The sequence below is a fragment of the Rhodococcus sp. B50 genome (genome assembly GCF_013602415.1).
In the GTDB taxonomy this organism is placed as follows: Bacteria; Actinomycetota; Actinomycetes; order Mycobacteriales; family Mycobacteriaceae; genus Rhodococcus.
In genome coordinates this window covers 470,589-494,627 of sequence record NZ_WPAG02000002.1, presented here as the reverse complement: position 1 = coordinate 494,627, position 24,039 = coordinate 470,589, and the positions used below count along the sequence as shown (strand labels likewise).

The 24,039-nt window shown below is 66.2% G+C and carries 26 protein-coding genes, 2 tRNA genes and 1 pseudogene; 8 read left to right on the top strand and 21 right to left on the bottom strand.

Translation table 11 applies throughout. The features are described 5' to 3' along the window. Positions 1–47 precede the first annotated feature (47 nt). The gene (nhaA, locus tag GON09_RS02635) at positions 48–1,901 is read right to left on the bottom strand and encodes a Na+/H+ antiporter NhaA (protein ID WP_213930476.1); all 1,854 of its coding nucleotides are present in this window, start codon (positions 1,899–1,901) and stop codon (positions 48–50) included. 435 nt (positions 1,902–2,336) lie between these two features. On the opposite strand from nhaA, the gene GON09_RS02630 reads away from it, so the two are divergent. Beyond that, positions 2,337–2,783 carry a hypothetical protein gene (locus tag GON09_RS02630; protein WP_213930475.1) on the top strand — a complete coding sequence of 149 codons (447 nt, stop codon included), beginning with the start codon at positions 2,337–2,339 and terminating at the stop codon, positions 2,781–2,783. On the opposite strand, the gene GON09_RS02625 is transcribed toward GON09_RS02630, so the two are convergent. After that, the gene (locus tag GON09_RS02625; RefSeq protein WP_213934239.1) at positions 2,780–3,160 is read right to left on the bottom strand and encodes a hypothetical protein; all 381 of its coding nucleotides are present in this window, start codon (positions 3,158–3,160) and stop codon (positions 2,780–2,782) included. The two genes, GON09_RS02630 and GON09_RS02625, sit on opposite strands and share 4 nt — an antisense overlap. A 411-nt stretch (positions 3,161–3,571) precedes the next feature. Here GON09_RS02625 and GON09_RS02620 point away from each other — a divergent pair, with 411 nt between their 5' ends. Further along, complete coding sequence (locus tag GON09_RS02620; protein ID WP_213930474.1) at positions 3,572–3,802, top strand: hypothetical protein; 231 nt, start codon at positions 3,572–3,574, stop codon at positions 3,800–3,802. A 123-nt stretch (positions 3,803–3,925) separates the two neighbouring features. Here the strand turns inward: GON09_RS02620 and GON09_RS02615 are convergent, their stop codons facing one another. Further along, positions 3,926–4,318, bottom strand: a complete 393-nt coding sequence (locus tag GON09_RS02615) for a hypothetical protein (RefSeq protein WP_213930473.1) — start codon at positions 4,316–4,318, stop codon at positions 3,926–3,928. Positions 4,319–4,463: 145 nt separating this feature from the next. Here GON09_RS02615 and GON09_RS02610 point away from each other — a divergent pair, with 145 nt between their 5' ends. After that, entirely contained in the window at positions 4,464–5,402 is a 939-nt protein-coding gene (locus GON09_RS02610; RefSeq protein WP_213930472.1) for a hypothetical protein, read from the top strand. A gap of 653 nt (positions 5,403–6,055) precedes the next feature. After that, positions 6,056–6,346 carry a hypothetical protein gene (locus GON09_RS02605; protein WP_213930471.1) on the top strand — a complete coding sequence of 97 codons (291 nt, stop codon included), beginning with the start codon at positions 6,056–6,058 and terminating at the stop codon, positions 6,344–6,346. 171 nt (positions 6,347–6,517) lie between these two features. On the opposite strand, the gene GON09_RS02600 is transcribed toward GON09_RS02605, so the two are convergent. From GON09_RS02600 to GON09_RS02540, 13 genes are all read right to left on the bottom strand, one after another. Beyond that, positions 6,518–7,189, bottom strand: coding sequence for a hypothetical protein (locus GON09_RS02600; protein WP_213930470.1), 672 nt, complete (start codon positions 7,187–7,189; stop codon positions 6,518–6,520). Between the two features lie 3 nt (positions 7,190–7,192). Beyond that, positions 7,193–7,378 carry a hypothetical protein gene (locus tag GON09_RS02595; protein WP_213930469.1) on the bottom strand — a complete coding sequence of 62 codons (186 nt, stop codon included), beginning with the start codon at positions 7,376–7,378 and terminating at the stop codon, positions 7,193–7,195. Positions 7,379–7,380: 2 nt separating this feature from the next. Further along, positions 7,381–7,569, bottom strand: coding sequence for a hypothetical protein (locus GON09_RS02590; protein WP_213930468.1), 189 nt, complete (start codon positions 7,567–7,569; stop codon positions 7,381–7,383). Between the two features lie 50 nt (positions 7,570–7,619). Beyond that, on the bottom strand, positions 7,620–11,237 hold the full coding sequence (locus tag GON09_RS02585) for a phage tail tape measure protein (RefSeq protein WP_213930467.1): 3,618 nt from the start codon (positions 11,235–11,237) through the stop codon (positions 7,620–7,622). Between the two features lie 3 nt (positions 11,238–11,240). Then, positions 11,241–11,618 (bottom strand): hypothetical protein, encoded by a 378-nt coding sequence (locus tag GON09_RS02580; protein WP_213930466.1) that lies wholly within the window; start codon positions 11,616–11,618, stop codon positions 11,241–11,243. A gap of 437 nt (positions 11,619–12,055) precedes the next feature. Continuing rightward, positions 12,056–12,364, bottom strand: coding sequence for a WhiB family transcriptional regulator (locus tag GON09_RS02575; protein WP_213930465.1), 309 nt, complete (start codon positions 12,362–12,364; stop codon positions 12,056–12,058). Beyond that, on the bottom strand, positions 12,364–12,579 hold the full coding sequence (locus GON09_RS02570) for a hypothetical protein (protein WP_213930464.1): 216 nt from the start codon (positions 12,577–12,579) through the stop codon (positions 12,364–12,366). Before GON09_RS02570 ends, GON09_RS02575 begins: the two co-directional genes overlap by 1 nt. Before the next feature lie 86 nt (positions 12,580–12,665). After that, positions 12,666–12,995 (bottom strand): hypothetical protein, encoded by a 330-nt coding sequence (locus GON09_RS02565; RefSeq protein WP_213930463.1) that lies wholly within the window; start codon positions 12,993–12,995, stop codon positions 12,666–12,668. Beyond that, the gene (locus GON09_RS02560; RefSeq protein WP_213930462.1) at positions 12,992–13,840 is read right to left on the bottom strand and encodes a helix-turn-helix domain-containing protein; all 849 of its coding nucleotides are present in this window, start codon (positions 13,838–13,840) and stop codon (positions 12,992–12,994) included. The genes GON09_RS02565 and GON09_RS02560 overlap by 4 nt, the downstream gene beginning before the upstream one ends. Positions 13,841–13,843: 3 nt before the next feature. Then, positions 13,844–14,191: a hypothetical protein gene (locus GON09_RS02555; RefSeq protein ID WP_213930461.1), complete on the bottom strand. Its 348-nt coding sequence runs from the start codon at positions 14,189–14,191 to the stop codon at positions 13,844–13,846. Further along, a complete protein-coding gene (locus GON09_RS02550) occupies positions 14,188–14,427 on the bottom strand; it encodes a hypothetical protein (RefSeq protein ID WP_213930460.1) in 240 nt (79 codons plus the stop codon). Before GON09_RS02550 ends, GON09_RS02555 begins: the two co-directional genes overlap by 4 nt. A gap of 102 nt (positions 14,428–14,529) precedes the next feature. Further along, positions 14,530–14,892, bottom strand: coding sequence for a hypothetical protein (locus GON09_RS02545; protein WP_213930459.1), 363 nt, complete (start codon positions 14,890–14,892; stop codon positions 14,530–14,532). Beyond that, on the bottom strand, positions 14,889–15,224 hold the full coding sequence (locus GON09_RS02540) for a hypothetical protein (RefSeq protein ID WP_244865355.1): 336 nt from the start codon (positions 15,222–15,224) through the stop codon (positions 14,889–14,891). Before GON09_RS02540 ends, GON09_RS02545 begins: the two co-directional genes overlap by 4 nt. Positions 15,225–15,263: 39 nt before the next feature. Here GON09_RS02540 and GON09_RS02535 point away from each other — a divergent pair, with 39 nt between their 5' ends. Next, positions 15,264–15,752 (top strand): hypothetical protein, encoded by a 489-nt coding sequence (locus GON09_RS02535; protein WP_213930458.1) that lies wholly within the window; start codon positions 15,264–15,266, stop codon positions 15,750–15,752. Beyond that, positions 15,749–16,906: pseudogene (locus GON09_RS02530) on the top strand (tyrosine-type recombinase/integrase); the annotation flags it as partial. The gene GON09_RS02535 and the pseudogene GON09_RS02530, both read left to right, overlap by 4 nt. Before the next feature lie 200 nt (positions 16,907–17,106). Here the strand turns inward: GON09_RS02530 and GON09_RS02525 are convergent. Both GON09_RS02525 and GON09_RS02520 read right to left on the bottom strand, forming a co-directional pair. Then, positions 17,107–17,180: transfer RNA gene (locus tag GON09_RS02525), tRNA-Ile, on the bottom strand. 191 nt (positions 17,181–17,371) lie between these two features. Then, positions 17,372–17,444: transfer RNA gene (locus GON09_RS02520), tRNA-Asn, on the bottom strand. 148 nt (positions 17,445–17,592) lie between these two features. Between GON09_RS02520 and GON09_RS02515 the strand changes: the two genes are divergently transcribed. Then, positions 17,593–17,838: a hypothetical protein gene (locus GON09_RS02515; protein ID WP_059380852.1), complete on the top strand. Its 246-nt coding sequence runs from the start codon at positions 17,593–17,595 to the stop codon at positions 17,836–17,838. Between the two features lie 4 nt (positions 17,839–17,842). Here GON09_RS02515 and dnaG read toward each other — a convergent pair whose 3' ends face one another. The 3 genes from dnaG to GON09_RS02500 form a co-directional block, all read right to left on the bottom strand. Next, positions 17,843–19,738: a DNA primase gene (gene dnaG / locus GON09_RS02510; protein ID WP_213930457.1), complete on the bottom strand. Its 1,896-nt coding sequence runs from the start codon at positions 19,736–19,738 to the stop codon at positions 17,843–17,845. Between the two features lie 143 nt (positions 19,739–19,881). After that, complete coding sequence (locus tag GON09_RS02505) at positions 19,882–21,153, bottom strand: deoxyguanosinetriphosphate triphosphohydrolase (protein ID WP_213934237.1); 1,272 nt, start codon at positions 21,151–21,153, stop codon at positions 19,882–19,884. A gap of 38 nt (positions 21,154–21,191) precedes the next feature. Then, complete coding sequence (locus GON09_RS02500) at positions 21,192–21,884, bottom strand: YdcF family protein (protein ID WP_213930456.1); 693 nt, start codon at positions 21,882–21,884, stop codon at positions 21,192–21,194. A gap of 86 nt (positions 21,885–21,970) precedes the next feature. On the opposite strand from GON09_RS02500, the gene GON09_RS02495 reads away from it, so the two are divergent. Then, positions 21,971–23,968, top strand: coding sequence for a TPM domain-containing protein (locus tag GON09_RS02495; RefSeq protein WP_213930455.1), 1,998 nt, complete (start codon positions 21,971–21,973; stop codon positions 23,966–23,968). The last annotated feature ends 71 nt before the right edge of the window (positions 23,969–24,039 follow it).

Genomic DNA, 24,039 nt, shown 5'->3' with positions numbered 1-24,039 from the left:
GATCGACCCCCGCTTCCGGGGTCCGATCCACCCGAATCGTGTCGTCCCTACCCCTCGCGCACCTCTTCGAGCCGCCGGATCAGCGTCGCCGCGTCGAAGGGACCGATGTGCCGGGTGAGATCCGAGCCGGTGACGCCGAGATAGAAGGTCGGCGTTCCGAACACCTCACTGGTCTCGGCGTCGAGGTCATCGTCCTCGACACGGTGCCGGTGCCGCCCCAGGCGCAGGTCCTCGTCGAACCGGTCGATATCGAGACCCAACTGCTGTGCGTGTTCGTAGATCTCGTCGCGGGACAGGGCGTCGCTGTTGGCGAACAGATGGTCGTGCATGTCCCAGAACCGCCCCTGCGCCGCGGCGGCCTCGGCCGCTTCGGCGGCGAAACGCGCGTGCGGATGCGGCTCGTCGAGAGGCAGATGCCGGAAGACGTACCGCAGGTCGTCGCCGAAGTGCTTGTGCACGTCGCGGATGCTGCCGGTGGCCTTGCTGCAGAACGGGCACTCGAAGTCTCCGTACTCGACGAGCGTGAGCGGGGCGTCGTGCGGCCCCCGCACGTGGTCGCGGTCCGGGTCCACCGGACGCAGCAGCAAAAGTCCTGCCGGACCCTGCGGCGGATGCAGGCGATCGGACAGCCGGAACAGCGCCCAGCCCAGTGCCGTGGCGAGAATCGCCGCAAGGAGCACACCGATCCGGGCATCGTTGGCCGCCTCGGGAGACTCGATCACCAGGTCCACGATGAACAGCGAGATCGTGAACCCGATCCCGGCGAGCGCGGCGCCCCCACCGACGCGCGAGAGGGTGAGTCCCGGTGGGAGGCTGCCGGGGCGCAGGCGCGCGAAGACGGCAGTGGCCGCGGTGATGCCCACCAACTTGCCGACCACCAGACCGAGGACGACGCCCCACGTTATCGGCGACCGGATCGCAACGCCGACGGTCTCGGCGGAGATCACCACACCGGCATTGGCGAGAGCGAAGATCGGCACCACGAGGAACGCCGTGTACGGCTGGTAGAGCCGCAACAGACGCTCGTTGACGGACACCGCGCGGAGCACCCCGAGTTGCGCGGCGCGCGCGTAGTCGGAGTTGGGTGACTGCCGGAACGCTCGCGTGAGCTCACCGGCGCGTTCCACCTCGCCGCGCCTCGGTGGATAGACGGGAAGGATCAACGCGATCAGCACACCCGCGAGGGTCGGATGCACACCGGACTCGTAGAACGCCACCCACGTGCCCGCCGCGACGACGAAGTAGACGACGCCGCGCCACACCTCGAGCCGACGGAACTGCAGGATCAACAGCAGCCCGATCGCCGCAGGTATGAGGAAGACCGGCTGCAGATCGTCGGTGTAGACGAAGGCGATGATGGCGAGGGCACCGATGTCGTCGGCCACGGCCAGGGTGAGGATGAACACGCGCAAACGGGCCGGGCACCGCGGTCCGACCAACGCGAGCGCACCGAGCACGAATGCGGTGTCAGTGGAGACCACCACACCCCACGCTCCGGCGGCCTCTCCGCTCGGGTTGAGCAGCAGGAACAACGCCGCCGGCACTGCCAGACCCGCGATCGCCGCCACCAGGGGCACCGCTGCGCGTGTCCGATCGGTGAGTTCCCCTATGGTCAGCTCACGTTTGACCTCGAGACCGACGACGAAGAAGAACAGCGTCATGACCGCGTCGTTGACCCAGTGTTTGAGGTCGAGGTCGATGCCGTAGTCGCCGATGCTGATGCTGAGCGGCGTGTGCCAGAACGACTCGTACGAGTCGCCCAGGTTGGCCCAGACCAGAGCGACCACGGTCGCGGCGAGTACGACGCCTGCCGCGAGGGTGTCGTCGTCGGTGCCGTCACGGATCCCTGCGAGGAGGCCGTTCATCCGGCGGAGCGTCGTCGGTTTCTCGTCGACCGTCATGTGCCCCTCGTTCCGCAGTCCGCTCCGAGCAACTCGGTGCCGGTGAGTACGCCGACGAAACCCGCAACACCGCTTCCCGGGGCGATTATTTCCGGTACCGACGTTCCTCGCCGAGTCGCCCGAACACAACAGCGCAACTACATCTGCCGTGCGGGACGCCGAATGTACCTCTTCCGCGCACCACCCTCGCCCGAAACTAGTCCGAATCGTTGTGCCAACAGAGGATTTCGACGGTTCGACGGTCCGAACGTTATATTCCGCTGCTGTGCGTCGCCTCCACGGACGATAGCCCTTCCCGTCCGCGCCGGGTATCGTCACGATCCATCGAAGCGTCGGTTCCGAATAACCCTCGGCGAGAACAACTTTCCTAAGTTCTCTTACGGAGAGGAGGTGGATCCGTTGCTGCACAGGGGAACGATCCGAAGAGCCCGATGGATGCTGTTCGCCGCAGTGGGGGCAGGGGTGCTTATCGCGGCGACGAATTACCGGCCTGTCCCTGCGGATGGGGCCGACCCGACGGTCGCGCATGCCCGGTCGTCGCACTTCTCGGCCCCGGTGTGCGCACCGCCGGACGGCGCGCCCATCCGGCGCCCGGACGAGGCCGGCGACCGACCGGACCCACCGGATGCGATCGGAGCGGTGGCGCACGGCCGGATCGGAGGTGTCTTTCATCCGTCCACCACGGTTCGGCTGATCGGCCTGGACGTGTGCGATCAGAACATCGATCGCAGCCTCGTTACCACGAGCGACGGCTGGTTCCTGTTCACCGGTCTCATGCCGGGCCGCTACACACTGCTGAGATCCGACGGAACGGTGCTCACAGAGGTCGAGGTCTCCGCCGAGTCACCGGATCGCTCCACACTGGTGCTGATTCCTGGCTAGGCCGTCAGCACCACCAGGTACCCGCCGCCGGCCGACTCGATCCGGGTGTCGAACCGCACTCCCGGCTCGAGGCGCGACAAGCGATCGAGCAGCCATTCGGAGGCGTCCTCCGCGTCCGCCTTGTCGGGGCACCGGGCGACGGCGACGCGACCACCCTTGCGCGTGAGCTGCTCGACGACACCGATGATCGGCGCCGGGTCGACGACGAACAACCGGTCGGGCCACGGCACGACGGGTTTGACGGCACCCTTCTTGGTGTTGCAGGCCCGGTGCGCGAGTCGCTCGACCCCACCCTTCCCCTTGCCACCCTTCTTCGCGGTGTTGATGCTGTCGATGCTGGGACCGCGTGGGTCGTTGACCGACATATCGGGGTCCACAGGCTCGTCGCACAACCAGCAACGCCATGCCTCGCGGTCACCGACTTCTCGAAGGGTGCTCATGGGATCGAACGCTACCGTTTCGGTACAGAGGGACATCTCGTGGCCACGAGCGGAGGATGTGGGGCGGGCGGGGCTCGAACCCGCGACCAGCGGATTATGAGTCAGAATCCACCCTCACCGCCGGTTGATATGCCTTAACGCGAAGCGATACTTTTTGCAGGTAGATCAGGTCGTCGAATGCCTCCTATCGCCGCCGGTTGCCGTGGTCACACACATCGTCTGTGACCACCGTGTGGCCACAGAAGTAGGGTCATGGACAGGGGTGTCCATGACCTCGCGGCGTTGCGTATCCCCAGGGAGCTGAGCAACCCGCTGGGTTGCGCAGGCCACAACCGAGATAGGAGCGCGATGAATGCCAACCCGCCCGGCGAGATCCCCCTGTCCGTCGAGGACACCGCCCGGATGCTCGGCTGGAAGGGTCCCGGCACTCACACATCGCCGTCGTACGACACCGTCCTCAAGGCATGCCAGCGCGGGGAGTTGCCCGCCTACCAGCCGGACGGGCCGAACGGGAAGCGCAAGTGCCGCTGGATGATCCTGCCCGCCGACGCCATCGCGTGGCGCTCAGGAAGGGCGTGATCATTTTGTCGGCGCCGACAAAATGATCCCCACCTGCCACGTTGTCGCCGTCGGCAATCTGGGTCACCTGCAATCGTGGCCCTCATGCCCACAGTTGCGGAGATCAGCTCTGTAACTGCCCACTCAGCTTCGGCCATACTCGCCCGCCCGAGCCTTCGCTGCGACATCGAGGAGGACACCAGCGATCCCCTCAGCGAGGTCGACAACCACGGTCATGAGCACCGCGGTTGCGTCCGGTGAGCTCGGCGGGACGCTTTGGGCCTCCTCCACCGACGGTCCATCGATCGCAGACCAGTCGACGCGCTGGCCCATCGCCGCGAAGTATTCCTCCACATCGCTACGCCACCAGAGCAGAGGGCTGTTCGAGCCTGGACCGCGCTTGATCGCCTTCCCGAACAGCGGATGGCCGGGGGTTGCCATACGATCCTTTCTGATCGTGGCGGGAGCGCGCCCAATCAGTTTGCCCAACTCATGGATCGTCAGCATGTTCGGGTTAAGTGCGCGTCGGTAGGTCATCAGATCATTCTGTGGATCCGGCCTCATATTGGAAACCCAAGGGGCGCAGACTCCACCCTCTACCGCTAATGACCCCCACCATCCTGCGGTACGATCCGCACGCATTAGGGGTAATGAATCCAAGTTGTTCAATGTAGGGGGCTTAGTGGCTACTGGCGAGCGGACCATCAGCTTCTTCCGTGTAATGGCATACAAGTCGCCTACCGCGAACGTGCCGATGGAAGATGCGGACTGGTACGAGGTGCTGACGTTTCTCTCCAAGCAGCCTCTAGAAAAGCGCACCAGCAACGTCGGTGGCCGCATCCTCATTGGCGAGATCTTGTTCTATGAAGAGCGGGCCCACCTCAAGCTCCTCAAGGTACGGGACATCGAAGCGTGGTTGGGGATCTACAACGACAACGAGAAGTCTGTCCAGGACATCCAGCTCGATGAGACCAACCAGCTCTACGAAACCTCCATCGTGAGCTTCTTAGAGTTCGGGAACATTCTCGGGCTTATTCAAGGTTCAACCTCCGCCCCTACAGCCAGCGCCGTAGTCGAGTGGCTCGAAGCTCTGGGAGTCTTTGGTCAGGACGTGCACCTAGCAGTCGAAGCGGTGCTATCGAGCGAGGCTCGGCGAAAGCTCACCCGAGCGCCTGAAGCCTCTCGAATCGAGACTCGCATCAGCACAACCAAAGCCCAAGCGCTAGAGGCACGGGGATCTCGACTGTCGGGCATCCTCCGAAAGGTGAACGAAGAGTTCGGCCCCATTACAGTCACCCTTATCCTCCAAGCATCGAGAGCGAAGGAGAACACAGAAACCCGTCAGATCCTTCGCGCAGAAGCGGAGAGTCTGGCTGCGGCAGCTGACGAGAACGATCTGGGCAAGGCAAAAGCACGGCTTCTGTACTACGACGCAGAAGACAACGCAAGTACGCAGAACGTAGACTTCATACGCCAGAGGATCACCGCCAAGCGCAAGATTGGTTCGTTCGACGACGAGGGCCAACCCATCCGGAATGAGTCAGCGGTCAAGGCCATACTTCAAGTAGTTGCGGAACATGAGAGCGAGCTGAGGGCAGCTGTCGACCGCCCCGCAACTTGAGAGCACGGGAGGGTCCTGGGACGTGGCGACACCAAAGATCTTTGCAAAGATCTACGACGCTTGGATCGACCATCGGTGGGTCGACCTGGTCGCTACGGTCGCGATCGTTGGGCTCTACGGCGCTCTCGTTGCAAAGACGAACCGATTCGACGTCCTTGCCTGGCTACCTCCAGCAGATCGACGAGGTCTTTATTCAGCGTTCGCGGTGGTGGTCTCACTCACAGGCGCGATGAGCGGCGTTGCAGTGGGCCAGTTGGCGTCAGCCAAAGGTGCACGAGCCACCGCCTTGAAAGCGCATGGGGGACGGGATTTGGCTCGTTCATGGAGAAGCATCTACACCGGTGCTTTAGTCGCAGCCGTTCTAGCCCTGGGAGCGCTAGCTCTTGATTCGACTGTGACACCAGCCGCGGGGCACAACGCCGTCGTCGCACAATGGCTCTTCCTTAGCGGGCTTTGCCTAGGGATCGTCAAATTCGGCCGGCTCACCGCCCTCTTTCAGCCCGTCATTATCGCGTCCGTACGGGATGACGTCGAGCCGCCAGATGAGGTCGCACCGGCGCCTAAATTGAACGTTGCAGCATTTGAGCGACGTGCGGCAGGGGATGGTCGCTAGCTCTGCGCGAAGCTCGCGGACACGGTGTACGGTGCCCCGCATGGATATTCAGGTTGGAGCACACGGGGAATTCACCCCTCACGTATACGCAATTCCCGAGCGGAAGAACGCACAGGGTGAGACCGAAGAGGTCAATATCGTCGTTCATCCGACGGGCCTGCCGGACGGGAACAGCATCCGCCGGATCAACGTCCGGCTCGGATACACCATGGATGAAGCCGAGAAGCTCGCTCGTCTCATCCTTAAAGCCGTCGAGAACGCAAGGGCTGGCAAGTTCGACGAGATCGGCACCCAGCTCGCTGCAGACCTCGTCGCCGAAGACTCCGCATAGGCCCCTCGCCCACCTGCGGATTGATGGTCCGATCTGACCGACGTTTCCGCAGCTGAAAGCCTATGTGGTCACTCGATGGTCACAGGCTGCCGATGCAAAGCGAGACCCCCTCCGCTTCCCTTCGGAGGGGGTCTCTTCTGTTCGGGTTGTTGCCTTGAAGGCAACGACTGGTCAAACGGCGTGGTACCTCGCGCCGAGAGCTGCAGCCAACGACTCCCCCTGCGTCGGGGTGTCGTCCCTCTCGCTGGACTCGTCGCGGTCGTCCGCTCCGAAGGCGTACTGCATTCCGATCGCAGCCTCGAGGGAATCTCCTCGGCTCGCGGTGGTGAGCGTCCGTTCGAAGGCGTCGAGGTGTGCGTCTGCGTCGACGCCGGCGCGGATCTCCCCGGCCGCTTCGGGCCGGAGCTCGGACAGGCGCGCGGTGACGGCCCGGGAGACCGGAGCGCTGTCGCCGAGGAAGGCCGCGGCGAAGCGGTGGGCGCCGAAGACGGCGTCCTCGTCGGCTCCTGCGAGGGCCTGGTCGAGGGTGCGCCCCTTCTCGAGGGCCGGCCGGACGATGTGCGTCCATGCCTGCTCGGAGCGGATCAGCGCGGCCGAGTCCGTGGTATCGAACGTCATGTGACGTTCCGCCTTCGTCTTGGACTCCGCGGTGATCCGCTCAGCTTCGTCGCGGAGTTCGGCGAGCCGCTGGGCGTAACGCTCCTCGACCGCCTTCGTGTGCTTCTCCTCGAGGTAGGCGTTCTCGATGTCGGTGGCGTTGGGGTCGCGCGTGAACGCTCGAAGCGCCTGGTCGCGTTCGGAGCGAGCGGCGATGGCCTGCCGGGTCAGGTCCTTCATGTTCATGGGTTATCCGTCCTGTGAGATCTTCTCGGCGAGCATGTCCACCCGCTTGGCGTTCGTCTCCGCGGTACCGCCGACGACGAGGGACCCGTCCTCGAGGATCGTCACGAGAGCGTTCGTCTTGTGGAGGCCGCCCGGGCTGTCGACGACGACGTAGGGCGCGGTGTAGGTCTGAGGTTCGGGCGTTGCCATGATCAGGACTCCTTCTTGGCTGCGAGGTTGGCACGCATCTTCTCGTGCGACTCGACGTCGCCGCCGATGACGAGGCTGCCGTCCTCGAGGATGGTCACGGCGCGGTCCTGCAGGACAGTCGGACCGGCGCCGCCGGGCACCGCGACCACGATGTCGGGTGCCGTGTAGCTCTGGGGTGTGGGTGTAGCCATGGTGGGTTCTCCTAGTTGATTCGATGAATCCTGTTGTGTCACTTATTATCTCACACCAGACCGCGCTTCATGATCTCGATCTGTGCCGTCCGGGAGCCGCTGTCGATGTCGACCTGAACCTCGACGGGGGTCGGATTCTCGGCCGCCTTGCGGATCGCTGCGAGCTGCTCGGCGATCTGATCCGCCCACTGCCCGAACGCCTTCTCGAGGCCGGGATGGGAGTTCGCTCCGGTGTCGAACTGCCCGGTGAACATTCCGTTCTCGTCGAAACCGGATGCCAGGGCGAACGCTCCGCCGATGCCGAGGCCGGCGAGGCTGGCGAGGGTGGCGCGGCGCTTGTTCGGGGACATCGCCGCCCAGCCCGCCCCGGTGAGGGGAACGTCGAAGGTTGCGCCGGTGTTGCCGACGTACCCACCGAATCCGCTCAGGCCACCGTTCTCCATGGGGACGAGCTCGAATCCGAAACGGTTGGCGATCTGCCGGGTGATCGCGACCGAGCGAGGTCGCTTGCTCGGCGCGAGGGGGATGTATCCCTCTCCCCCGGTACCCTTCTCCGCCCAGTGGACGAGTTCGGCGCCCTCCGGGGCAATGAGCGCTTCCTGTGGTGCCCGTAGGCCGCCGTTTTCGAACACGCGCATCGATGCCGACCAGATCGGTTTCCGTTCGTCTGCGGGCTTCTGAGTGCCTCCCAGGGCGGCGGGCCAGTTGGTCACGAACACGCGCTGTCCGTCCGTCGACATCGTGATCCCGGTGTCGGTCGTGCCGGTCGTGAGATCCGAGGTCAGGTCGTCGCGGGTGAAGCCCTCCCCGGTGCGCTCGGTCGCGGGGTTGTCGCCCTGTGGTGTCGCCCCGGGCCAGTGGTAGACGTACGGGAAGTCGAGCGCGCCGTCGGCGGTGCGGCCGTACTGGATGCCGTTGCTGCCGTCGGATTCGATGTTGGTGCCGTAGAGGGTGCCAGCCATGTGGCCGTTCTCCCCGACACCGCCGTCGGTGCCGATGTTGAACCCGTCAGGGTCGTAACCTCGGCGCCAGCCCATCGCCTCGAAGTCGCTGGCGGTGGTGAAGCGGACGTTCTGACCTGTCCCGGCGTTGAACACCGCGGAGAGGTAGCCGGAGCAGTCGAGGCCGCCGTAGACGTAGCCCTCGCCGTCGTGGGCCATGGCCTTCGCGACCGCGGCCTGGGAGTTGAACCCGCCTTCGGTGATGCCGCCGTCGGCCATCTTGATCAGCCCGAACCCGAACCGGTCGGCGACCTCCTGGAGGATCTTCTCGGAGCGGTGCCGCTTGGACATCGCCCCGGGGATGTACGCCTCCCAGCCGGTCTCTGCTTCCGCCCAGGTGACCCCGCGGCCGCGGCCGGCCCGGATCTGAGCGGCCCGGTCGTCGATGCCACCGTCGGCGAACGTCTGGCCACTGCCGGGGTCGTAGTAGGGCCCGAACTGGTTGGCGGCGATGCCCAGGTCTTCCTTGCGCCGCTGGATGTCGACCCAGACCGTGGTCGAGCGCTGGGTGTTGATGAACCCGCCGATGATGTTCTCGGCCTCGGTCGTGTCCGCGGTGACTGTGATGCCGTCCGGGGTGTTCTCCACCTTGAACCCGAGTGCCTCGAGCCGCTGGATCGTCTCAGGGCTGTTGTCGGCGATGGTGATCGATTTCTCGTCTGGGATGCCGGTGACCACGGTGTCGCCGAGGGCGCGCATCATCTCGGCGGTGGCCACGGCCCCGTCACCGGATTCACGCAGGCCGGCGCGCAAGCCCTGGAGTCCGGGCACGACATCGTTGTCGATGGAGTCGGCGAGAGCGAACATCGCTGCGCTGCCCTGCTGTGCCTTGTCGGCGTAGTCGTAGAGCGAGTCACCGGCCGAGCGCAAGGAGCTGGCAATGCCGTCCATACCGAGTGCGTCGGCGACGGATGCGGCACCGGACACGAAGGATCCCATTGAGTTGAGGGCGCCGGAGAACGCCTCGGCGATGATCGCGGTGAACGGGCCGATGGCGTTGAGCGACAGCGAGACGAACCGGGCGATGCCTTCCCCGGCGAGGAGGGCACCGTCCGCGGTCTCGAAGAAGAGCGACAAGATCTCGGGCTTGTGCGTCGAGACCCAGTCGGCCACCTTTGCCAGTTCGGGGCCGAACGCCTCGGCGAGCGCGAGTTCCAGGGCGTCGAGGGATGCCTCGATCGATCGCTGCGCAGACTCGAACGAGGCGGCCGTGTTGGAGGACATGGTTTCCCCGGCCTGGGCTGCGGCGCCTTCGACCTCGCCGAACTTGCGGACTGCGGTCGAGGGGTCCCATTGGGTGAACACGCGGATGAAGTCGCCGGCTGTATCGCCGAGAAACTGCTGTGCGACTGCTGCACGTTCGGTCTCTGATGGGATCTCGCGGATGGCGTCGAAGATCCGGTCGAATGCCTGCTCGCCAACTTCTCCGCCCGCCTCAAGTTGGGCGAACAGCTCCTCGGCAGGCAAGTTCAGGCCAGTGATCGCCTCTTTGATCACGTCGGCGTCCTCGTACATCCGGCGTCCGAATTCACGGAGGGCGTCGCCGGCCCGGTCGGCGTTGTCGACACCGAGGTCGGTCGCCTGGGAGATCATCGCGAGAGCGAACTCGGCATCGAACCCGGCTTGCGACCAGCCCGCGGAGTATTCGCGGATCACGTCGAGGAGATCCTCGCCCTTGTTCGCGGTGCCGTCCGATCCGCGGGCGATGATGTCGAAGGCGTGCTGAGCGTCGCGAGCGAGCCCGTTGGCCATGAGTGCGCCGACGGCCTGCACCGACTGGGACACTTCGCCGTCGAGCTTGGACGAGATGATCTCGAGGTTCTCGATGGTGCTGGCGAAGGTCGCGGTGTCTTCCTCGCCAGTGAGGAGTCCGTTCTGGATGGCCAGCCGAGCCGTGTCCATGTTGGCCTCGACGGACTCGCCCCAGCCGTTCGAGTAGGCGGCCCCGGCGGCGCGGCCGAGGTTCTCGGCGGTGGCCTCGTTGATGCCGAGCTTCGCCTGGATGAGGTCGCGGGCCTTCTCCTGTTCCATCCCCTCGGCAAGGGCATGGGCGAACGCGGCGCCTACTGCAATCCCGGCCGTCATTCCGATGGTTACAGCACCGAGGAGTGACGAGCCGATCGGGCCGGCCTTCGATCCGAGATTGCTGACCGCATCCGAGAATCCGGACAGGAAGTTGCCTCCAGACTGAGATCCTGCAGGGCCGGCGCCTTCGCTCGACTGCCGATACAGCCGGTCGAGTTCCCCCTGGGCGTCCTGAAGGTCCTGCCGTAGTCGATTGCCGAGCTCGATGTCATCGACCGCGCCCGCGGCCTGTCGCGCACCGGCTCGGATCTGGTCGATCTCGTCCGCGGCTCGTCGGGCCTCTCTCAGTAGGCGGTCGTTCAGTTCGATGTCGTCGACGGACTGGTCGGCTCGCCGAGCGTTGCGCTCGAGTTCCTGAATCCGGTCGGCGATCTGCCTGGCGTCGCGGTCCAATCGGTCGTTGATCTCGACCGCCTGCGCCGCCTGACTCGCCCGCTGAGCCGCGCGGGTGATGTCCTGGAATCCGTTCGTGATCTGCTGGGTGGCCCGGCGGCCCTGCTGTTCGGCTCGCTGGGTCCCTTGGATGAAGCGGGAGTCGTCGAGCGTCAGCCGGGCGACGAGCTCCCCCACGTCGAGTGCCACGGGTCAGCCCTCCTTCCGGGGTTCGGCCAGTTGGTCCCGCCGGCCTTCGATCTGCTCGATGACCGTGCCGACCAGCCGTCTGGTGAGGCGGAGCGCTTCGGCTTGCTTGCCCTTCGGTGCGGCGGGGCCGGCAGCAGGTTCCACCTCATTGACGGCCCGGAGCCCCTGAAGGACCCAGTCGAGCTCTTCAACGTGAGCATCGAGGACGAGATTTGCGGCACCACGTGCGAGGTACAGGGTGATGTGCTCGAGCTCGTTCCGGTCGAGGCCGCGAATCAGAGCCAGTGCGCCATCGGTGTCCCTGTTGGCGAGTGCGCGGACGAGTGCCTTGGCGTCATCGATGTGCGTCGACTTGTCGGGGTCCGGTGGTAGTGGCGTCATGTGGTTGGTTCTCCTGTTCTACCTTCGGATTTCATATCCGATGGGTGTGACATTTCTGCAGCTCGTAGGCCATGTGGTCACGCAGTGGTCACATGGTCACCGCGGCCTCTCGCGCGCGTGGACGCCGTGCCGAACGTTCGATTCGGCGTTCGGTTCTTGCGCGTACGCCCGTAGGGGTGGTGCCAGACGTCTGGTTCCCGCGCGCGGGGAAGGCGGGAAACGTTTACTTCGCGCGCGTGGGACAGGGTTGGAACGTTCCCTCCGATCGGTCGACGTCTCTTTCGCGCGCGCGTGTGGGCGTAGTGGACCGGTCCATTCACGCGCGCGTAGGGATGGGGTGGGACGTCCCATTACGCGCCCGTAGGGAAGCTGCCGGACGTCCGGATGCTGTCGGGCCTCGCGCACGGGAGAGCGGAAGCAAACGTTCACTTCAGCGTTCACGCCGCCTCCCGCTTGGGTCGTCCCGCATCCCCATGGAGCACTCCGGCCCAGATCCCCGATGCGTCATGTTCGGTCGCGGCCTGTCTGCAGGCGACACGGACAGCGCACCGACTGCAGAGATGCTGGGCGTAGGCGAGGCGGTCTCGGCGATCGTCGTCGGACTCGTCCGGGATCCACACATCGAACGTCGGTGCCATGCCGGCGCACCGGGCACCGTGCAGCCGGGGATCGACGAGAGCGGGGATCTCGGGCACCGGGACGGGTAGGCCGTCGCGGCTGCGGCGCCTGATTGCCTGCGTGGCCATCAGGCGCCGTCCTGGGCCGGTCCGACGTAGTGGTGAGTGGCGTCGCGGATCTGGTCGAAGAGTTCGACGGCCGCCCAGTAGTCGTTGGCGTGGACCCGTGCCCAGACATTGTCGAGGGGCATGTGATGGGCCGCCGAGAAGATCTCGATCTCGGTCAGCAGCTCGTGCCAGAGCACCGGCCACGACTTGACCGGGAGGTGTCGCAGGTTGGGCATGGGTTCATCTCCTCGATTGCTGTTCTGAGACAGGCCGACGCGGCCGAGGGGTGTCTCGGCCGCGTCGGGGGTGTGCGGTTGTGGGGTCACGCTGTTTGCTGCTCGGGTTCGGCGGCGTCGGCGAGGGCGAGCAGGGATCGTGCGAGGACTCGGGCTTCGCGGGGTTCGAGAGTCCACGGTCCGAACTCGATGAGGGGTCCGACGAGTCCGTCGCTGACGTACACCGCGGTCGCGGAGACTTCCTCCCAATCGTCGGTCTTGGCGACGGCGAGTGTGTGCCAGTGACGTTCGATGCCGAATCGGACGGCGTTCTCGAAGGTCGGGTAGTTCGGATCGTCGGGGAGTTCCTCCCACGGTTCGATCAGCGGATGCTTCGGGGCCTGGGGTCGTTCCCAGAATCGTTCATGGGTAGTCACGGCGTAGCCTCCTGCGAGGTCTGCGAATTGGGTTCGATGAAGCGGTGCCGGCGTTGGCCGATCTTGGGGCGGGTGTGGCGCGCCTTGACGAGGTCCCAGCGGATCGTGACGCGATGCTCGCCCGCTTCCAGGCGTTTTTGAGCCTCTGCACGTTCGGTACCGCGGAATCCGCCGGGGAGCTCGTTGTCGATCCATGCGAGGGGGGTCAGTTCCGGGTCGATCCTCGGTTCGTCGACGACAGGCACCGAGGGCTCGTAGGCGTCCAGGTCGACCGACCGTGGGGTTTCACCGAAGAGCTCGCCGAAGGCGGCTTCGGCTTGTTCTGCGACGGTTTCAGGGGGGAGGGCATCCTCGCGCGCGCCCGCGTTGCTTAGCGCAACGACTCCCCCTGATTGAAATCCATTGATGAAATCCCCTGATAGATCTTTCTGATGGGGGGTAAGTGAGTTACCCCCTTCGAGGGGTGTCGATTTACCCCCTTCCGAAAATGAGTTACCCCCTTCGGTGTTCGGATTTACCCCCTTCTCACCCCAAGGGGGTAAATGAGTTACCCCCTTGGGGATAGAGAGGGCGTAGACGTTCGCCTTGCCCTTCCAGTGCTCGTTCCCGCCCCTGTCGGTGAGCACGATCCAGCCCTTCTCGACCAGCCGGCGAAGCGCCTTCTTCGCCGTCGGTTCGGACACCCGGGCGTCCTCACACAGCCGAGAGAGACCGGGGTGGGCGTTGGTCAGATCGCCGCGTGCATAGGTGCTCAGGTTCACCAGGACGCGATACTCGGCGTGCGTAAGGTCCGCACCCCGGAGTGCCTCCATCCAGGCAAACTTGTTCAGCGATCGACCGGACATGGCTCAGTCCTCACCGCCCGTGATCGGGACATCGGTGCGGCGCCAGATCCGCGTCGGCCGATCCCAGCCACCATCGGCAGAGCGAGGGCCGTAGCCCGAGAACTCGATCAGGCCGCGCCGCTGCAGGTTGGTGATCGCAGCTCCGCAACGCCCGGGGTGGTCGGCGACGTAGCCGGGCAGGTGCTCCCACAACTGCCCGCCGGTGAACTCGGCACCGGACGGGAGGGTGGAGAGCCACTGGCACGCCAGGGTCATCAGGTCGGGGTGCGCATTCTCGGACGCCCGGTCGACGCCCGCGGCCGGGCCGCCACGCACTTGGCGTGACGACACGGCATCGTGGGATGTGGTCAACGATCCTCCCGAAACTCTGCGGCGCTACGGATGGCGACCTCGTCACGGTGGAGCTGGTGTGTCTCCGTCTCGGCGAGGTTCCGGAGTGCCTCTTGCAGCTCGTCGATGAGCGCGTGGGCCCGATCGGGGTCGAGGTAGATCGACCCAAGGCGACCGAGTTCGATCTGAACTTCGCCGACGGACTTCACGGCGCAGGCGGTGACGTCCACGTCGACGGATACGTGCAGGCTGGGCATGATCAGACCTCCCAAGCCTTCTCGGTGGGAACCAGCTCGATCGGCGCATCGAAGTCGACCGTCGAAGGCCAGTAGTCGATGGTGATGTCGGGGAGCGTCGAGTTATCCACGGCGAATCGCCACTTCGAGTCCGGCCTCTTCAATGAGGCGGCCGTACTCGCTGAGGATCGCGGAAGCGACGAGAGGCGCGTCAGCGATGTTGATGCTCATCTCGTTGAGCACGATCACCGGTTCACCGAAGCCGCCGACGTCGGTATGCACACGCACCTCGCCAGCAATGCTCAGCCAGCCGTTTCCGCTTCCCGGACCGTCCGCCTCGAAACGCTCGAAACACGTCCTGTGGTGTCGAGCGGTGTAGCCCTTAGACTGGTCCATGAATCTCTCCCTTGCTGTGAGTTGGTTCTCCTGAATGCCGGCGGTTGCCCCCGCCGGCATTCGCATTCCGGCAGACCGCTGAGCTGTCACGCGGTCGCCTTGGTGTCGTTTTCGATCTCCAGAGCCTTCAGAAGGCCCGCGACCGGAACTCGGTACTGACGGCCTACTCGGCGCACCGGGAACGGAAGCTCGTTCGCTGCGGCCATGCGGTAGCCATACGTCGTGCCAATTCCGGCCGCCTTGAGGGCAGTCCGGAGATCCGTCACGGTGCCGAGCGCCTTGATCTCCTCGGTTGTCATGCCCATCGATCGACGACCCATCACCCCTCCTTTGTCATCGTGAATCAGACTGTCCGATTCACGATGACCATGGAACACCGTCGGTTCACGCTTGTCAACGCAAAAATGTCGTGTCATGCTCATTCGGACACCACATTCGCTCACACGACGCCAGAAGGAACAATGCGGATCGAGGAAGTGATTGGCCGGCGGATCCAGGAACTCCGCAAAGCTCAACCTGGGATTGGTGAGATGACACAGGAAGGGCTGGGCGCCTTACTCGCACCCCTTCTCGGGAAGCCATGGAGTCGTCAAGCGGTCTCGGCTGCGGAGGCCGGCAAGCGCGCATTCACTGCAGTGGAGGTGGTGGCCCTTGCAACAGTGCTCGGCACCACGATCGACGACCTATTCGACCTACGCCGTCAGACCGAAGTGGTGATGCCGAGCGGTGCGTCCCTACGGATGTTTGACCTTGAAAAACTGCAGCCCGCCGACACAGACAGCAATGTCGTCCGCGAAGATCTCGCGCGCCTCTTGGGCCTACTGCGGGACTTCACTGAGGCGACCAGATCAATCCAAGTCCACGCCGCACAAGCCATGGATATCAGCCTTCATGTGCAGGACAAGGTGCCAGACATCATCCGATACCTTGAGTTGGAAGGGGAGGCATGAAGGGCTCGGTCTACAAGCGGTGCAAATGCCCCGTCGAGCGTGACGCCAAGGGCCGGCGGAAAGCCTGCAAGAAGGCGCACGGGTCCTGGACATTCGTTGCCGACCTCGGTATCGACCCCGCCACGGGCAAGCGCCGCCAGGTCCGCAAGTCCGGCTTCCGTACCTCCGACGACGCACAGGAGGAGCTGAGCAAGTACCTCACCTCGGTGGCGAATGGGCAGGTGGCCCACGACAACCGGATCACGGTCGCCGAGTACCTGAACCAGTGGATCGCGACCAAGGAAGCATCCGGCATCCGCCCGACCACTGTGCGGTCCTACCGCCAGCACATCGACACCTACCTGATCCCCCACCTCGGCCGCCTGCGTCTCGGGGACCTGCGAGCGACGCACGTGGAGAAGATGCTTCGCGACATCGCCGAGCCGCCGACGAAACCCAAGCCCGACGAGAAGATCCGCAAGGGTCAGCGTCGCAACCCGACCGCCCTCAGCCCCGCGACGATCCGCCGCGTCCATGCGACCCTGCGGTCGGCCCTCACCTCGGCGAAGCGAAAGCACCTCGTCGGCCACAACGCAGCCGAGAACCTCGAGCTCCCCCGCGCCCCTCGTCCGAAGGTCACGCCGTGGGAGCCGGAAGAGCTGGGCAAGTTCCTCGATCACGTCGGCACCGATCGCCTCGGAGCACTATTTGAGGTCATGGCAATGACGGGACTGCGGCGCGGTGAGGCCGCGGGCCTGCGCTGGGATGACGTCGACCTCACGCGCGGAATCATCATCGTGCGTCAGCAGCTCGTCGAGATCGACGGCGCCGGCGTGGTGTGCCAGTACTGCAAGGGCGAGCACCGACAGTTCCGGTTCGGCCGGCCCAAGACGGCATCGGGTGAGGATCGGGTCGTCGACCTCGACCAGGCCACGGTCGGCGTGCTCCTGTCCCAGAAGCTCACGCAGGACACCGAGCGCGCGGCCTGGGGTGAGGCGTACAGCGACCACGGCCTGGTGTTCGCTCGCGAGGACGGGACTCCCCTGCCGCCGTCGTTCGTCTCGAGCGAGTTCGCGCGACTGTCCGCGGCCGCAGGACTGCGTCCGATCCGCCTCCACGACCTCCGCCACGGGCAGGCGTCGCTGATGCTCGCCGCCGGCGTCCCGATCGCGGTGGTGTCGAAGCGCCTCGGCCACTCGTCCATCTCGATCACGTCGGACACCTACTCGCACCTCCTCGGAGGGGTCGGTGCTCAGGCAGCGGAGGCCGCTGCATCGTTGGTACCCAGAACCCCGCGTGACCATTCGGTGACCACTGAGGACGATCCGAACCTGTTCGTACCGCTGGAATCTGGCGAAGTGCCTGGTAGTGAGAGTGGGGCGGGTGGGGCTCGAACCCACGACCAGCGGATTATGAGTCCGCGGCTCTAACCGACTGAGCTACCGCCCCGTCGCGACGACACTCGTCGCACAGTGCCGCACTCGTCGCACGGCGCGATCGAATGCTACCCGGACACAGCGGGCAACACTCGGCCGGGTGTGAAGTAACGGAGATCACATCAGCAGATGCTCTGCCGTATCGGTACACCTCCGGATGCACAGAATCCTCCCACCCGTGACGGGTGGGAGGATTCTTGGGCGCTCCCCCGGCTGGACTCGAACCAGCAACCGTTCGATTAACAGTCGAATGCTCTGCCAATTGAGCTACAGGGGATTGTCCTGCGGCGCTCCGCGGTTTCCCCCGGTGCGTGAAAAACCATAGCGTCCCACCCGCCGCAGCACCAAATCGCCTGCTTGTGGGCATGCTGCAGGGTCATCGGGCAGGATGGGGGCGACGCAGTCACAGGTGGAAGGACAGCACATTGATGGGTTTGTTGGTCGGGGTCGCTGCGGGATACGTGCTCGGCACCCGAGCGGGTCGCGCGAGGTACGAACAGCTCAGCAAGACGGCCAAGGCGGTAGCCGCGAGTCCCGTCACGAAGAAGGCGATCGAGGTGGGTCGCCAGAAACTCGCCGACTCGCTCAGCCCTCAGCCCAAACTCGAACCGATGAAGCCTATCGACGAGACGACCACGATCATGATCCCGCGGGACCAGTTGAAGAAGTAGGTGGTCAGCCGGCCAGGCCGTCACCGATAGCCTGGTCGAGCAAGCTCCGCCGATACTGTTCGAGCGCCATGAGGTCGCCGAGCAGAGCGTGGAACTCCTCGGACTCGGTGGCCGGGGAGATCCGCTGCAATTTGGACTTCAGTTCGGCCACCTGTTCACCGACCCAGACCTCCTGCAGCCGGGCCAGCACGCCGCCGATGTAGCGCGGCAGTCGGTCCTCTTCGGTGGGGACCGGTTCGACGGCGAGTTCCATCACCAGCGAATGCGCGACGGGATCTGTCGCCGCCCTGCCCACGGCGTCGACCCATTCGGCTCCCCCGAGGCCGGCGGCCGTTCCGCCGGCGTCGGCGACGGCCTGCCGCACCGCCGCGTAAGCGGGATCGGTAAAGGTTTCCGGCGGCAGGGAGTCGAAGACGGTTCCCGCGATGCCCGGATACTGCAGAGCGGCCTTGAGCGCGTCGCGTTGCGGCCACAGCGCCGGATCGTTGGAGCGGGGGCGCCGCAGGGCCGAGACGGGCTCTGCCGTGGCCGTAGCCGGCCGCGTCTTCGCTTCCGGTGCACGAACTCCCCGTCGCGCTTCCTCCTGCACGCGTCGGCGCACCGTGGGGATGTCGTCCCATCCCGTCCAGTGCGCGAGTTGCACCGCGTAGTTGTCGCGGATCGTGCGGTCTTTGATGCGGGCCACCACCGGAACGCACCGGCGCAGAGCTTCGACGCGGCCTTCAACGGTGTCGAGGTCGTGTTCGGAGAGAATCGATTTCACGACGAACTCGAACATCGGTGTGCGGCGGGCGATGAGGTCGCGCACCGCGCCGTCGCCCGACTGCTGCCGCAGCTCGCACGGGTCCATACCCTTGGGTGCGATCGCGACGTAGGTCTTCGCCGCGGTCTTCTGATCTCCCTCGAACGCCTTCATCGCCGCCGCACGACCGGCGTCGTCGCCGTCGAAGGTGTAGATGACCTCGCCACGGAAGAAGCTGTCGTCCATGAGGAGTCGTCGCAGCAGCGCAAGATGCTCGTCGCCGAAAGCGGTGCCGCACGCGGCAACCGCGGTCTTCACACCGGCCAGATGCATGGCCATGACGTCGGTGTATCCCTCGACGATCACGGCCTGATGCGACTTGGCGATCTCGCGCTTGGCGAGGTCGAGACCGAACAGCACCTGAGACTTCTTGTACAGCACCGTTTCCGGTGTGTTCATGTACTTCGCGGTGATCTGGTCGTCGTCGTACAGGCGGCGGGCACCGAAACCGATGACGTCTCCCGCAAGATTGCGGATGGGCCACAGCAGACGACGATGGAACCGGTCGATCGGTCCGCGGCGTCCCTGCCGCGACAACCCCGCGGCCTCGAGTTCCGAGAACTCGAATCCCCGGCCGAGGAGATGCTTGGTGAGCGCGTCCCAGCCGGCGGGCGCGAAGCCGCAACCGAACGTCTCTGCGGCAGCCTGATCGAAGTTGCGTTCGGTCAGGTAGTCGCGAGCGGCCTGCGCCTCGGGAGTGCGCAGCTGCTCGGCGTAGAACTGCTGAGCGGCCGCGTTCGCCGCGACCAGCCGCGCGCGGGTACCCCGGTCGCGCTGGACGGACGGACCTCCGCCCTCGTAGTTCAGCGTGTAGCCGACACGCTCGGCGAGCTGTTCGACTGCTTCGACGAAGCTGACGTGCTCGATCTTCTGCAGGAACGAGTAAACGTCGCCGCCCTCGCCGCAGCCGAAGCAGTGGAAGTGACCGTGGTTGGGCCGCACGTGGAAGGACGGAGACTTCTCGTCGTGGAAGGGGCACAGGCCCTTGAGCGAGTCGGCGCCGCCGCGCTTGAGTGCAACGTACTCGCCGACGATGTCCTCGATGCGCACGCGGTCGCGAATGGCCGCGATGTCTCTGTCTGAAATACGTCCGGCCACGGTGACGAGTCTAAGCCGCCGCGCCGACCGTCCGGCACAACGGTCGGCTGCGACCGGCAGACCCGAGTCGGTCGGCGCGTCCCGCGGACAGATACACCTCCGCAGACCCCGAGAATGTGTCCGCGCCGGGTGTAAAGTCCGTGTCAGCCCCAGCTCGCCTGCGCGGCGAGGCTGTCGCGATCGATCCGCTCGAGGCGCGATTCGGTGCACGAGGCAATCTGGTCGACCACAACCCGCACCTTCGCGGCGTCGTCGGGCGCCGCCTTCCATGCGGCGACGAAGAACGGGTCGAGCCCCACCGGCGCGGTGCGCAGCAGCCACTCGGCGACGCGATGGATGCGTTCGCGCTGCGATTCCTGGCGCGTGCGGTGGGCGCGGTCGGACATGACGAACTGCAGCGCCATCGTCTTGAGCAGCGCGACCTCCGACGCCACGATCGGCGGGATCACGAGGTCGGCGTCGTACCGGGTGACGCGTCGGCCCTCCGTCGCCTCCCGAGTCCCGAGGATCGCTGCGTTGGCGAAGCGGCCTACCAGCTCGCTGGTCAGCTTCTTGAGCGCGACGGAGCAGGCGAGGGTGCCGTCGAAGGTGCCGACGGCGCGGACGACCGGCATGGACGACAACCGTTTGGCAGCCTCGGTCAGTTCGGCTGGGTCGAGACCCGAGAACTCGCGCATGCCCACTTCGATGAGCCCGGTGACCTCGTCGGGATCCTCGAGCATCCGCAGGTCGATGCGACCGTCGATGACGCCGTCCTCGAGGTCGTGCACCGAGTACGCGACGTCGTCGGACCAGTCCATGATCTGCGCCTCGAGGCACTTGCGACGTTCGGGTGCGCCCTCGCGGATCCAGTGGAGGACCTCGGCGTCGTCGTCGTACGAACCGAACTTCGCGCCTGGACGCGGACGCGTCCACGGGTACTTGAGCGTCGCGTCGAGCGAGGCCCGGGTGAGGTTGAGGCCGGCGCTCGTGCCCTCGGGATAGAGGACCTTCGGTTCGAGGCAGGTGAGGATGCGCAAATTCTGCGCGTTGCCCTCGAATCCGCCGCAGGACTCTGCGACCGCGTCGAGTGCCCGCTCGCCGTTGTGCCCGTAGGGCGGGTGCCCGATGTCGTGGGCGAGTCCGGCGAGGTCGACAAGGTCGGGGTCGGAGCCGAGCCCTTCGGCGATGCTGCGGCCGATCTGCGCGACCTCCATCGAATGTGTGAGGCGGGTGCGTGGGGTGTCGCCGTCGCGGGGGCCGACAACCTGTGTCTTGTCGGCCAGGCGGCGCAGGGCGGCGCAGTGCTGCACGCGGGCGCGGTCGCGGGCGAAAGCGGTCCGTTCGGACGCCGCGCCTTCCGAGCCGGCGAGCGCCGAGGTCTTCCGCGGCTCGGCGACGCGCCGTTCGAGATCGTGTTCGCTGTAGCCCTGCATCACACTGCCTTCCGTCACCGAAGACCCTACGTTCCGCCTCACTGCTCCGCCGTGTACGGGAAATCGGCGGAGAAGTGGGTGATCTGGTACCAGATCAACGCGCCGGTCTCGCGGGCGATCCCGTGCAGCTGCGACTCGCGGGTGAACACCGCCGGGCCTTGTCGGGTGGGAGCGGTCCACGCATCGAGACCCGCGTCGCGAGCCATGGTGCGGGTGCGCAGCGAGTGCCACGGGTCGCTCACCAACACTGCCGACGACAGTCCGAGATCCGACATCTCCCGGCTGACGGCCTCGACGCTGAGCAGCGTGTCGGAGCCCTCTTCGACGGCGAGGATCGATTCCGCCGGCACGCCGCGCGAGACGAGATAGTTCTTCCCCGCCGCGGCCTCGGTGAACAGGTCGCCTTCCTGTTTGCCGCCGACGGTGACGATCCGCGGCGAGACTCCCGCCTCGTACAGCTTGAGGGCCTGTTCGAGGCGGGCCTCGAACACCGACGAGGGTGTCCCCGAATACTGGGCCGCGCCGAGGACGACGATGGCGTCGGCGGGCGTGCGGTCGTCGATCCGCGCGACCTGCCAGACCCGCAGCGCCGTTCCGCCCACGACGAGAACAGCGGCGAGCAGCACTCCGACGATCAGTCGTCGGAGCCAGCGCGCGATGCGCGCGCCTACCCCGAGGTCGTCCCCGGTGTACGTCGCGGTGGTGCCGGTGCGGCGGGATGCGGTGCTCACCCCCTGATTCTGCCAGCGAACGAGAAGGCGTCGACCGGACGACGCGCCGACCCCGCCGACGCCTCACAGCCACTAGATTCGATTCCATGGCACACGTATCGGCCGCACCGTCCCGGCGACCCGCACGTTCCGCGCTCGCATTCGTCCCTGCTCTGCTGGCAGTGGCCGCCTGGTTGCTCTTGCCGGTGGCGGCTTCCGCCGAACCACCCTCGCGGCTTCCCCAGCCGATCACCGACTCTGCGGGAGTGCTCGACGACGCCGACGTCGCACGCCTCCAGGAGGCGACGAACACCCTCTACGACGAGCACGGTCTCCAATTGTGGGTGACCTACGTGTCGAGCTTCGACGGACGCGACTACGACAGTTGGGCACAGGCCACCGCGCAGGCGAGCAACTTCGGGGCCGACACCGCCCTGCTGGCGGTCGCGACCGTCGACCGCGAATTCGCGTTGTGGACACCGCCGGGATCGGAGATCTCCGAGAGCGAGCGCGACCGGATCAGCTCGTCGGACATCGTGCCCGCCCTGCGGAACGGCGACTGGGCGGGTGCCGCCGTGGGCGCGGCCGACGGCCTGAGCAACGCGCTCACGCCGTCGAGTGCCCCGGTGACGACGCTGCTCGTCGGCGGCGGTGTGATCGCGGCCGGCGGTGCCGGTGTGTACGCCTACAACCGGCGGGCAAAGAAGAAGCGCGCCGAGTCCGGCGCCGCCCAGGCCGCGCAGATCGACCCGGCCGACACCACGGCCCTGCGCGGTCTGCCGATCGAAGGCCTCGATCAGTACGCGCAGACCCTGCTCGTCGAGACCGACAACGCGCTCCGTTCCAGCGCCGAGGCGCTCGAACTCGCCCGGGGTGAATTCGGGGACGCGGCGGTGGCCCCCTTCGACCGTGCCTACCGGCAGGCCCAGGGTGCGCTGGCGAACGCGTTCGAGATCCGTCAGCGTCTCGACGACGACATCCCGGAGACACCCGAGCAGCAGCGCGACATGCTCGTGCAGCTGATCTCCTCGTGCGGGCAGGCCGACCGCGAACTCGAAGCCCAGGTCGAGGCGTTCGACAAGATGCGCAATCTGCTGCTCGACGCCCCGGCTCGCCTGGACGGCCTCACTCAGCAGGCGATCGCCCTCCAGGCGCGCATCCCGGAGGCGGAACGGATCCTCGGACAGTTGCACTCGGAGTTCCCCGCCGGCGCTCTGACGCCGGTCGTGGACAACGTCTCGCTGGCCCGAGAGGAGATCGCGTTCGCCGAGAACGCGATCGATCAGGGCCGCACCGCGGTGGCGCGACCGGTCGGCGAGCAAGGCGACGCCGTGCGCGCGATTCGCGAAGCCGAGCGCGCCCTCGGTCATGCCGCGACGCTGCTCGACGCGCTCGACCACGCGGCCGAGGACATCCGACGCGCCATCGCGACACTCCCGGCGGCGATGGAGGACGCCGAGCAGGGCGTGGCGGATGCGAAGCAGCTCGTCGAGGCCGGCGGTCCCGAACTCGTCGACGCTTTGAAGGCCGTGCAGGAGGCACTCGAACACGCGCGCGCCGAGCAGCACACCGACCCGCTGGGCAGCTTCACGCGGGTCGTGGAAGCCGATGCGCGTCTCGACGAGCTGCGCGCCCGGACGCGGCAGGCCAAGCAGCAGGCCGAGGAGATGCGTCGCCGTCTCGAGCAGGATCTGAGCGCGGCGCAGGCGCAGGTCACCGCCGCGGCCGACTTCATCGGAACGCGTCGCGGGGTCGTGGGCGCGAAGGCACGCACACGACTGTCGGAAGCCGAGCGGCACCTGCAGGCCGCGCGACAGGCCGCGGATGCCGATCCTGCTGCCGCCATCCAGTACGCGCGGACCGCCGCGTCGCTCGCCGTAGAGGCGCTGCGCAGCGCCCAGAACGACGTGCAACGGTGGGACTACCAGCAGCGCCCGCCGCGCGGCGGGTCGTCGGGCGGCAACATCGCCGGGGCCGTACTCGGCGGCATCCTCATCAACAGCGTGCTCAACAGCGGGAGCGGCGGTGGTTTCGGCGGAGGCGGCTTCGGAGGAGGCGGTTTCGGGGGTGGCGGTTTCGGCGGGTCGAGCGGCGGACGCTTCTAGAGCATGCGCCCGATCGCAGCGCGCGCACTGGGTACCGGTCTGGGATCGGCGATCCGCCTGTTCGATTCCGC

Bases quoted from the DNA above. Each gene is read 5' to 3' on its own strand.
- GON09_RS02550 (WP_213930460.1), bottom strand. From the start codon at position 14,427: ATGCCCAGCCTGCACGTATCCGTCGACGTGGACGTCACCGCCTGCGCC.
- GON09_RS02540 (WP_244865355.1), bottom strand. From the start codon at position 15,224: ATGAGCATGACACGACATTTTTGCGTTGACAAGCGTGAACCGACGGTG.
- nhaA (WP_213930476.1), bottom strand. From the start codon at position 1,901: ATGACGGTCGACGAGAAACCGACGACGCTCCGCCGGATGAACGGCCTC.
- GON09_RS02495 (WP_213930455.1), top strand. From the start codon at position 21,971: ATGGCACACGTATCGGCCGCACCGTCCCGGCGACCCGCACGTTCCGCG.
- GON09_RS02605 (WP_213930471.1), top strand. From the start codon at position 6,056: ATGGATATTCAGGTTGGAGCACACGGGGAATTCACCCCTCACGTATAC.
- GON09_RS02505 (WP_213934237.1), bottom strand. From the start codon at position 21,153: ATGCAGGGCTACAGCGAACACGATCTCGAACGGCGCGTCGCCGAGCCG.
- GON09_RS02595 (WP_213930469.1), bottom strand. From the start codon at position 7,378: ATGGCAACGCCCGAACCTCAGACCTACACCGCGCCCTACGTCGTCGTC.
- GON09_RS02620 (WP_213930474.1), top strand. From the start codon at position 3,572: ATGAATGCCAACCCGCCCGGCGAGATCCCCCTGTCCGTCGAGGACACC.
- GON09_RS02590 (WP_213930468.1), bottom strand. From the start codon at position 7,569: ATGGCTACACCCACACCCCAGAGCTACACGGCACCCGACATCGTGGTC.
- GON09_RS02630 (WP_213930475.1), top strand. From the start codon at position 2,337: ATGCTGTTCGCCGCAGTGGGGGCAGGGGTGCTTATCGCGGCGACGAAT.
- GON09_RS02570 (WP_213930464.1), bottom strand. From the start codon at position 12,579: ATGCCCAACCTGCGACACCTCCCGGTCAAGTCGTGGCCGGTGCTCTGG.
- GON09_RS02535 (WP_213930458.1), top strand. From the start codon at position 15,264: ATGCGGATCGAGGAAGTGATTGGCCGGCGGATCCAGGAACTCCGCAAA.
- GON09_RS02615 (WP_213930473.1), bottom strand. From the start codon at position 4,318: ATGACCTACCGACGCGCACTTAACCCGAACATGCTGACGATCCATGAG.
- GON09_RS02575 (WP_213930465.1), bottom strand. From the start codon at position 12,364: ATGGCCACGCAGGCAATCAGGCGCCGCAGCCGCGACGGCCTACCCGTC.
- GON09_RS02600 (WP_213930470.1), bottom strand. From the start codon at position 7,189: ATGAACATGAAGGACCTGACCCGGCAGGCCATCGCCGCTCGCTCCGAA.
- GON09_RS02560 (WP_213930462.1), bottom strand. From the start codon at position 13,840: ATGTCCGGTCGATCGCTGAACAAGTTTGCCTGGATGGAGGCACTCCGG.
- GON09_RS02580 (WP_213930466.1), bottom strand. From the start codon at position 11,618: ATGACGCCACTACCACCGGACCCCGACAAGTCGACGCACATCGATGAC.